This is a genomic window from Actinoplanes sp. ATCC 53533 (assembly GCF_003947245.1).
Window position 1 is genome coordinate 1 of record NZ_QHHV01000171.1, and the last position, 9,602, is coordinate 9,602.

Consider the following 9,602-nt stretch of genomic DNA (forward strand, 5'->3'; position numbering starts at 1 on the left):
AGCGGGATCACCTGCTGCACGTCGGCCGCGGTGATGTCGCCGACGGCCGGCCGCGTGCAGCGCGGACGTCCGGGCGACCTCGAAGGCCGAGCGGGCCGCCGGGTCGTAGATCAGGTTGAGGACGAAATCCTGCAACGTCGGGGACGAGTCCATGAGGCTCCTTCAAGCCGGGCTTGCGTCGGGTGAGCGGCGCCGGGGTCCGGCACCGCAGGCAAACCGTACGGTGGACGTCCGGCGCGGGCATCGGGGTCGGTGCCCCCGGTCGCACCGTGGCCGATCGGTGGTCCTCAGCGGACGGGCGTTAGGGGGTTAGGGGATTCGGCGGCCCGGTTTTTTGGGGGACGATCCGCGCGCCGCCTTCTGGTACGAACATGTGGACCTTCCCGGCCGTCGATGATGGAGGAGTGACCACGTGCCCTATGTCCTGGGGATCGACATCGGCGCCGGCGCCACCAAGGCCGCCGTCTGCCGGCGCACCGACGGGCCCCGTCCGGGCTGGGGCCCGGCTCAGCCGGTGACGCTCGGTCTCCGTTCGCGCACGGTCAGCTCGGGGCTGGCGATGACCCCGGAGGGCGATGTGGTGCCCGCGGACTTCGGCCGGGCGCCGGCCGCGACCTCGGTGGGCGGCTATCTGCACCGGGTCGGCGACAGCCTGCCGATGCTGTTCGGCGGCGACTACTTCCCGGCGCACGGCCTGGTCGCCGCCCTGGCCCGCTGGGTGGTCGACCGGGTCTGGCAGCAGCTCGACGAGCCACCCGAGCGGATCGCCCTGGCATACCCGTCGGGCTGGGGCAACGGGCGGCTGCACCTGGTGCACTCGGCGCTCGGCGAGGCCGACCTGGCGCAGACCGCGCTGGTCACCCGGGCCCGCGCGGTGGTGGAGAGCCACCAGGCGGCGGGCCGGGTGCCGGCCGCCGGCGGGATGCTGCTGGTCTACCGGATCGGCGGCTCGACCTGCGAGGTCTCGGTCGTCGGGTCGCACGGCCCGGGCCGGCTCGAGTTGCTCGGCTCCGCCGAGTCGACCGACGTCAGCGGCTTCGACCTGCGGGACGCGACGCCGGCCGCCGCCCGGGCGGTCATCCAGTCCACCGTGGACCTCGCCCTGCACACCCTGAGTGCCTGCGGGGTCGCCCGGGGCGATCTTTCCGCGGTGCTGATCGCCGGCGGCTCCGAGGACGTATATTCCTATGTGTCCGATTCGCTGTTCGCTGCCTTCCCCGTGCCGGTGCTGCGCGATCCCGATCCGCCGATGACGGTGGCCGCCGGAGCCGCGCTCGCGGTCCGGCCGCAGGTGCGGCGGCCCGCTCCCCCGCCGGCCGCCACGGCCGCCGCGATCGCACCCGAGCTGTCGGATCTGGCCAGCCTGCCGACCGGCTCCTGGCCGGAGATCGCCCGGGACGGCCGCACCCCGGATCGGCCCCCGCGACCGCCGGTCGACGTCGCCGCGGTGCGGGTGGACGGCCGATGAGCGCGCCGACGATGACCGGGCCGATGGCCGGCTCTCCCGCCGCCGACCTGCTCGCCCAGGTCACCGCCGACCCGCTCGCGCCGCTGCAGGCGGTGGTCGGCGCGCCGGGCGGCTTCGGCAAGACCGCGCTGCTGCGGGAGCTGGCCGGGGCCTGGCAGCGGGCCGGGGTCACGGTGGTCACCCCGTGGCGGCCGGTCGACGCCCCCGGCGACCAGGTGCTGCTGGCCGACGACGCGCACCGGCTGCACCCGTCCCGGCTCGACGAGCTGCGCGCGTACGCCGAACGGCCGGACGCCCGCATCGTCGTCGCGTACCGTCCGTGGCCGCGCCCGGCCGGCCTGCCGGACCTGATCGACGTGCTGCGCCGGGCGCGGCGCCCGGTGCACCTGGCCGCGCTGACCGCCGGGCAGATCCGGGACCGGCTGGCCGCGGCCGTCCCGGACCCGCCCGCCGACCTGGTCGCCTTCGTGGCCGCCCAGACCGGCGGGGTGCCGCGCTACGTCGCCCGGGTGGCCGACGCGCTCACCCCGGCCGACGCCGCCGCGCGCCGGGTGCCGGTCGCCGCGCTCAGCGCGTTCGCGACCGACCTCGACGAGCTCGACGCCGACCTGCGCACCCTGCTGCTGGCCGTGGAGGCCGGCGCCGGGCTCTCCTTCGACCTCGTCGCGGCGCTGCTGGAGCGGGACGCCGAGACGGTCGCCGGCCTGGTCGACGCCGGGCGGGCGACCGGGTTGCTGGCCGCCAACGGCGCGCTCGTGCCGCTGGCCCGGCAGGCGATCGCCGCGCTCGGCCCGATCGGCCACCGGATCGACGTGCGGCAGCGGCTGGCCGGCCTGCAGCTGGCCCGGGGCGGGCCGGTGCTGTCGCTGGTCCGGGCCCTGCTGGGGGCGGACGGCGACAGCGCGGGCGCGCTGGTGCCGGGCGCCGCCGGCACCGGGCTCGGCAAGGCCTACGAGGCCGCCGGCGAGGAAGCGCTGGGCGACGATCCGGAGCTGGCGGCCCGGTTGTTCGCGGCGGCGGCCGGCGCGGGCCGCACCACGGCCGCCCGCCGGGCGCTGGCCACGGCGCTCGCCGGGGACCTCGACGAGGCGTCCCGGCTGGCCGATCAGGCCCTGGCGGCGGGCACGCCCGAGCAGCGGGCCGAGGCGGCGTACGTCGCGGCGGCCGTGCTCACCCAGCGCGGGCAGACCGCCCAGGCCGCCGCCCTCTACCGGTGGTCGCCGTCCGCGGTCGCGGCCGGCTTCGGCGCGGTCGGCCTGATCGGCACCGGACGGCCGGCAGACGCGCGGGCCCTGGACATGTCAGCCGCCGGCGAGCCGCCGAGCCTGCTCAGCGCCACCGCGGCGCTGATGGCCCGCGGCATGGCCGAATCGGTCGGCGGCACCCCGGCCACGGCGCTGTCCACGCTGGTACAGGCGGCGACGATGATCGAGCCGGCGGGCTCGACCGTGCTGCTGCCGGACAGCCCGGCCGCCCTCGGCGCGACCGTCGCCCTGCACAGCGCCGAGCTGGACGCCGCCGACGCGCTGCTGACCCGCGCGGTGCGCGCGGCGACCGGCGGCACGCTGCTGGCCGACCGGCACCGGCTCCTGCAGGCCTGGGTGCTGCTGGCGCGCGGGCGGATCGGCGAGGCGCAGGCGGCGCTCCGTCCCGGTCGGCACGGGCGCGACCGGTTGTTCGCCTCGGCGCTGCGGGTCGGGCTGAGCCGGCGGGCCAGCGACCTGGTCGGCCTGCGCAGTGCCTGGCCGGACGCCTGCCACGCGCTGATCGGCCAGCCGGTGGACCTGTTCACCCTGCTGCCGCTGGGCGAACTCGCGGTGGCCGCGGCCCGGCTCGGCGAGCAGCATCGGGTCGCCGGACAGCTGGCCGAGGCCGACCTGCTGCTGTCCGCGCTGGGCGACCCGCCGCTGTGGAGTGCGCCGCTGCACTGGAGCCGGTTGCACGCCGCGGTCCTCGGCGAGGACCACGACGCGGCGGCGCGGCACGCGCGGGCCCTGGCGGGCCTGCGCGGTTTCAGCCCGTACGCGGACGCGGTCGCGGACGCCGCCGGGCAATGGGTCGACGTCCTGACCGACGCGGCCGACCCGGACGCGGTGATCGCCGCGGCCCGCGGGCTGAGCGGGCTCGGCCTGGTCGGCGACGGCGCCCGGCTGGCGGGCCAGGCGGCGATCCGGACCGCCGACCGCAAGGCCATGACCCTGCTGCTCGAGTGCGCCCGCGCGATGCAGGAGCGGATCGCCGGGCCGCACGAGCCCACCCCGGCCGCGAGCGCCCGCTCGCGCGCCGCCGAGGGCACCCCGCACCTGCTCAGCGAACGGGAGCGTGAGGTCGCCGCCCTGGTCCTGGACGGGCTCACCTACAAGCAGGTGGCCGAGCGGCTCTACCTCTCGGCCAAGACCGTGGAGCATCACATGGCCCGGATCCGGCAGCGTCTCGGCGTCGCCGACCGGCAGGCCCTGCTGACCCGGCTGCGCGCCCTGATCGGTCCGGGGGACGAGCGATGAGCACGCGGACGAAGGTGGTCACCGGGCTGGCCCTGCTGGTCGCGCTCTGGGTGGCGGCCGCCGCGCCGGCCCTCACCGAGGCGGTGCGGGTGATGTCGGCCCGGATCACAGCGGACCACCTCGGCCGGCCGATCGGCGCGCTGGTGCTGGCGCTGGAGACCGAGCGCCGGCTGTCGGCGGGCGACTCGCCGGCAGGCCCGGAGCCGGCCGCCCAGCGGGCCCGGACCGACCAGGCCCGGCGGGAGCTCCGGACCGTCCGGGACAGCTGGATCGGGTGGCTGGCCGCTTCGGACGCCACCCGGCAGGCCGACGACCTGCTCAACCGCACCGGCCGGCTGGCCGCCGTGCGGGCCGCGGTGGACGGCGGGCAGCTCACCCACAGCCGGGCGGTCGACTCGTACACCGCGCTGATCGACCCGGCCGGGATGCGCACGCCGACGGTCCATCCCGACCAGCTGGCCGGCTCGGCCGGCGGCCTGTCCGCGCTGAGCCGCTCCCGCGAGCTGCTGGCCGAGCAGGACGCGCACCTGGCGGCGGTGGCCGGCCGGGCGAAGCTCACCGACGCCGACCGGGTGCGGCTCTCCACGCTGGCCGGGGCGCGGCGCAGCCTGTTCGCGGCGGCCGGCGGCGACCTGCCCGCCTCCTCGGCGGCACGATACCGAAGCCTCGCCGCCGACACCCGGCTCACCACGGCCGAGGACCAGCTGATCGCCGGCACCGGCGGCGCGCCGGCCTGGTCCGCGGCGTACAACCAGGTCAACACCGGGCTCTGGGAGCTGCAGACGAGCGGGACCCGGGCGGCGGCGGACGCGGCCACCGGGCACGCGGTCGTGACGGTCGTGCGGGCCGGGGTGGTCGGCGGGGTGGGGATGATCGCGGTCATCGCCGTACTCGTGATGGCGCGCCGGTGGGGCAACCGGGCGACCATTCCCGGCGGGGAACGCCGGCCGGCCGCCGACCGGGCGGCCGACGGCGTGCTGCCCCGGCTCGAGCCGCTGCTGCGCGACCTCGATCGGCGGAACCAGAGCCTGCTGCACCGGCAATTGCGGCTGCTCGACACGCTGGCTCGGCGGGAGTCGGACGACGAGACGCTGGGCGACCTGTTCCGGGCCGACCACCTGGCCAACCGGATCCGCCGCAACCTGGAGAAGTCGATCACCCTGACCGGCGGCACGCCGGGCCGCCGCTGGCGCCGGCCGGTCCCGGTCGGCGAGGTGGTGCGGGGCGCCGCGTCCGAGATCAGCGAGTACGGCCGGGTCGCCACCTCCCACGTCGAGCCGGTCCTGCTGGACGGGGAAGCCGTGACCGACCTGATGCACCTGCTGGCCGAGCTGATCGAGAACGCGACGACGTTCGCGCCGGCGGATTCCCGGGTCCGGGTGACCGGCTCGCGCCAGGAGCCCGGCTATCGCATCACGGTGACCGACGTCGGGCCGGGGATGGACACCGACGACCTGGTCACCGCGGCCGAGGTGATGGCCGACCCGGGCCCGCCGGCCGGCGGCACCTGGTGGGGCCTGTACGCGGTGGGCCGGTTCGCCGCCCGCCACGGCATCGCGGTGGCGCTGCGGAACGGGGCCGACGGCGGCTTGACCGCCGAGGTGACCGTCCCGGCCGCACTGCTCAGCCCGGCGCAGCCGGCGGCCGACGACGAGCCGACGCTCGGCGACCTGGAAGCGGTGATGAATCCGTGACGATCTCCGACGTGGTGTGGTACGACGAGGACGCCGGCCCCCTGGTCCGGCTGTACGCGCGGGTCGGCGGCCGGGCCCCGGTGCCGCGCGACGATATCGAGCTGGGCACGCTCATCCACTGCGTGCCCGACGTCGCCGCCCCGCCCGGGCTGTCGGCCGATCAGCAGGCGGTGCTGCGGCTGACCCGGCGGCCGATCGCGCTGCCCGAGATCGCGGTGCGCCTGGGCCTGTCGCTCGGGCCGACCCGGCTGCTGCTCGGCGAACTGCACGCGGCCGGACTCGTCCGCACCAGCCGCCCGGCCGAGGACAAGCGCGGATCGTCGCTCCCCGTGCTGCAACGGCTCCTCACCGGACTGCGCTCGTTGTGAGGCCCACGCTTCCGGACTCTGTCGCACTGCCGGCTCCGACGAACGAAGGCGAGAGATGAACGACGCTCAACCGCGGCCACGGCCACGGCGGTCGCTGGTCGTGGTGCTCCTCGACGCGGTGTTGCGGCTGTCCGCCGCCGTCAACGCCATCCCGACGCCCACCCCCAAGGTCCGCGAGGCCGGCGGGCGCCGCGGCGCCGGACGGTACCTGCTGCTCACCGGGGTGCTGGCCGCGGTGGCGGGCACCGCCCTGCTGGTCGTGGTGCTGGTGCGTACGCCCGGTGGCCCCGGCACGCCACCCGACCGGGCGGCCGCGCTGCCCGGCCCGCGGTCCCGGCCGGCCGAGCCGAGCGGCGCCGGGTCGGCCACTCCCGCCCCGCCCGGCCCGACCACGACGCTGACCATCGTCAAGACGACACCCGCCACGGCGGCGACCAAGCCGGCGCCGTCACCGGCCGCCACGGCTCCGATCACCGAGAACGCTCAGGTGCCGCTGACGGCCTCGTACCGCACATCGTCGACCACGGCCGGGCTGCTCGGCTACCAGATGACGGTCACGGTGGCCAACCCCGGGACGGCCCCCCGGAACGGATGGGCTCTGACGGTGACGCTCCCCCGCTCGACGCTGCTGGTCTCCGGGGTCAGCGGGGCGACCACGACGCGGGACGGCCCGGTGTGGAGCTTCACGCCGAACCCCACGACCGCCCTGGTGCCGGCGGGCGGCACGGTCGAGCTGACCTTCGAGGTGAACGGCGCGACGCTGATCGACGCGACCCCGCAGGATTGCCGCATCGACGGCAACCGCTGCGAGGACTGACCGTCGAGGGAGAAACGCCGCGCCGGCGAGCGGACCGTCACCACCTGATCATGAATTACCGTGCCGGTCATGAACACGGACGACTGGTTGACCGACACCCGAACCTCCTACGACACGGTCGCCGTCAGCTACGCCGACCAGGTGCGCGACGCCATCGGCGGGCTCCAATACCTACGCACGGCTCTGGCCCTGTTCGCCGAAAGCGTGCGGGCCGCAGGCGGCGGCCCAGTGGCGGATATCGGCTGCGGCCCCGGACACGTCACCGCCTACCTGCACGAGCTCGGTGTCGACGCCTTCGGTGTCGACCTGTCTCCTGGAATGATCGACGTAGCCCGACGCGACCACCCCCACCTCCGGTTCGAAGTGAGGTCGATGACGGACCTGGACCTTCCCGCCGGCTCAGTCGCCGGCCTGCTCGCCTGGCAGTCGCTGATCCACATACCCGATGACGACATGCCGACCGTGCTCGAGCACTTCCACACAGCCCTGCGCCCCGGCGGACCACTGCAGCTGCTGTTCCACGTCGGCCAGGAGTCGCAATTGAAGACCCAAGGCTACGGCGGGCACCCGATGAAGGTCCATGTCCACCGCCGTCAGCCGGGCGAGGTGGCCGCCTGGCTCCATGATGCCGGATTCGAGATCGAAGCCCAGATGCTGCTCAACCCGGACGGCGAAGCCGCGCAAGCGATTCTCTTCGCTCGCCGCAGACCCCACCGGTAGTTCAGAGAAGGGCCATCTCCCCGGAACCGGCATCCGAACCGCCGGCGTCCGCGCTCAGGCAGTCGCTGACGGTCACGTTGGACTTGCGCCATGCTGCCGAAGGTTCGAGGACCCGAGTTGCGTCCCGGCATGATCGGCGGCGCGGCGGCGGGTCGTGGCCGACCCAGGTCGGTGTCGTCCTGGGATGATGGCCCGCGGTCGCTGAGTCGGTGGCGGAAGGAGACGCGGTGACGTGAAGGATCACCGGGACTATCGGACGTTGCACTGGGCGCCGGATATCGATGGCCCGTGGTCCGACGCCGCCGCGGAGCGGTACGTCGCCGGCCGGCATGACGGCGTTCATTACCGGATTCCGCGTGGGGTCAAGCACGCCTCGCTTGAGTTCCTGCTCCCGCTACCGGGCCTTCGGTACCTCAGTGTTCAGGGATCAGTAACGGATGACTCTGCGGTGAACGCGATCGAATCGCTGGAGCACCTGACGTTGCTGACTCGGTCGAAGGTACCGCTAGCGGTCGATCGGCTGCACCGGTTGCACGACCTCGCCGTCGACGCGCGCGAGGATCTCACCGGCATTCGCGGATTGCCCGGATTGCAGTGGCTGTACCTCGCTGGATGGCGTGGAGCGGACGTGTCGTTTCTCGGGGACAAGCCGAGGCTGGTGTGGCTACGACTCGACGGTCGGCCCGGGAGGCTGCGCCTCGACGGCATTGAGGGTTGTTCGGATCTGCGGGAGCTTGAGGTGCTCGACTACCGGGTGCCGTCGCTGGCGCCGCTGCGGGGCCTGGCGGCCATGGAACGGCTGTGGTTGTGCGGTCCTCGCCGAATGCCCGCTGACAACAATCTGGATCTTGATGATCTGGCCGGCATGCGGCACCTGCGTGACCTGCGCTTGATCAACGCGGGCGTGATCGGGTCGCTGGCGCCGCTGCCTCGGCTGTCGCAGCTTCGAGACTTCCGTTTCAATGAGGTGGCGATCGCCGACGGGGACCTGGCTGTGTTGTTCGCCCTGCCGTCCTGGGTCGGGATCGTACCTCCCAAGGGGTTCATCGACGATCCGAGTCGCTACTCCCATTCGGTCGGCCAACTGCGGGAACTTCCGGCTCCTCGGTAGGGGTTGCCCTGGAATCGGGGTGGTTGCCGTGCGATAGTGCCGACCGTGAACTTCCCGCTCGATGCGCTGGGGTCGGCCGTGGCGGCTCGGGCCGAGGCCTGGGAGCGGCTGGGCCTCGAATGGCGGATCCGCCCGGTCGCGCCGAACCACGGCAAGCCGGTGGTCGTCGGTGAGTTCGAGTCGGCGACCTGGATGGGTGACGTGCTGATCTGGATCAGCGGGGAGGCGGAGCTCGATGCCGTCCGCGTCGCCGATGAACAAGTGATCAGTAAGCACTACGACCTGACCGGTTTGGACGACCTTGAGGCGCTGCTGGGCGAGCTGGGCGCTCTGCTGGCCGCCGGTCGTGTTCCCGATGCTGCCGTTGTGCGGCAGCATCCGTCTGCGCATGCTTCATGACGTAGGCCGGCGAAGAGGCGGGCGAGCCAGTAGGCGCTGACCGGTCCGCGTTCGTGGCTGGTTACCGGTGTTCGGCCGGCGTTGGTGCCGGTAGGCGTTGCAGCGCGGCTTCGGTGGGTCCTCGGCGGAACGGGGCGAGCGCGTCAGAGAGCAGCGATTGACGCGGGTGCTCGTTCTTGCCGGGCGAGTGCCCGAACCATGCTCAACGGGCCGGGCCGACCACCGCAGGGATGTGTTCGTCATCCGCGGCGGATTCGAGGAGTGCTGAGGTCTCGGTTGTCGATCAGGATGTCGGCGCGTTGACGTGGTGCGCAGGCGTTGAAGTAGATGCGTTGGGCCTCGACGTAACGTCGCATGCTGGGATGCCCGGGATCGGGGTTCGTGCCGTCCCGGCTCGCCATTCGGTTCGCGGTCACGCTGAACGGGACATCCAGGAACACGGACAGGTCCCAGGCATCGACGATCTCGTCGCGGTGCAGGAAGAGCCCGTCAACGATCAGGACAGTCCCGGGGAGCGCGGT

Annotated in this window: 8 protein-coding genes and 1 pseudogene; 8 read left to right on the forward strand and 1 reads right to left on the reverse strand. The window is 74.2% G+C overall.

Features of this window, described 5'->3' with window-relative positions; translation table 11 throughout:
• Window positions 1-412 precede the first annotated feature (412 nt).
• The 8 genes from DMB66_RS43100 (at window position 413) to DMB66_RS43135 (ending at window position 9,081) form a co-directional block, all read left to right on the forward strand.
• Entirely contained in the window at window positions 413-1,468 is a 1,056-nt protein-coding gene (locus DMB66_RS43100; RefSeq protein WP_125809901.1) for a hypothetical protein, read from the forward strand.
• A complete protein-coding gene (locus DMB66_RS43105) occupies window positions 1,465-3,972 on the forward strand; it encodes a LuxR C-terminal-related transcriptional regulator (protein WP_125809902.1) in 2,508 nt (835 codons plus the stop codon). Before DMB66_RS43100 ends, DMB66_RS43105 begins: the two co-directional genes overlap by 4 nt.
• Complete coding sequence (locus tag DMB66_RS43110) at window positions 3,969-5,666, forward strand: nitrate- and nitrite sensing domain-containing protein (protein ID WP_125809903.1); 1,698 nt, start codon at window positions 3,969-3,971, stop codon at window positions 5,664-5,666. Before DMB66_RS43105 ends, DMB66_RS43110 begins: the two co-directional genes overlap by 4 nt.
• Window positions 5,663-6,034 (forward strand): DUF742 domain-containing protein, encoded by a 372-nt coding sequence (locus DMB66_RS43115; RefSeq protein WP_158647556.1) that lies wholly within the window; start codon window positions 5,663-5,665, stop codon window positions 6,032-6,034. Before DMB66_RS43110 ends, DMB66_RS43115 begins: the two co-directional genes overlap by 4 nt.
• A gap of 55 nt (window positions 6,035-6,089) precedes the next feature.
• Window positions 6,090-6,851, forward strand: a complete 762-nt coding sequence (locus DMB66_RS43120) for a cellulose binding domain-containing protein (RefSeq protein WP_125809904.1) — start codon at window positions 6,090-6,092, stop codon at window positions 6,849-6,851.
• A 69-nt stretch (window positions 6,852-6,920) separates the two neighbouring features.
• Window positions 6,921-7,571, forward strand: a complete 651-nt coding sequence (locus tag DMB66_RS43125) for a class I SAM-dependent methyltransferase (RefSeq protein ID WP_125809905.1) — start codon at window positions 6,921-6,923, stop codon at window positions 7,569-7,571.
• A gap of 232 nt (window positions 7,572-7,803) precedes the next feature.
• Complete coding sequence (locus DMB66_RS43130) at window positions 7,804-8,682, forward strand: hypothetical protein (protein ID WP_125809906.1); 879 nt, start codon at window positions 7,804-7,806, stop codon at window positions 8,680-8,682.
• A 45-nt stretch (window positions 8,683-8,727) separates the two neighbouring features.
• Window positions 8,728-9,081, forward strand: coding sequence for a hypothetical protein (locus DMB66_RS43135; protein WP_125809907.1), 354 nt, complete (start codon window positions 8,728-8,730; stop codon window positions 9,079-9,081).
• Window positions 9,082-9,320: 239 nt separating this feature from the next.
• Here the strand turns inward: DMB66_RS43135 and DMB66_RS43140 are convergent.
• Window positions 9,321-9,602: pseudogene (locus tag DMB66_RS43140) on the reverse strand (uridine kinase); the annotation flags it as partial.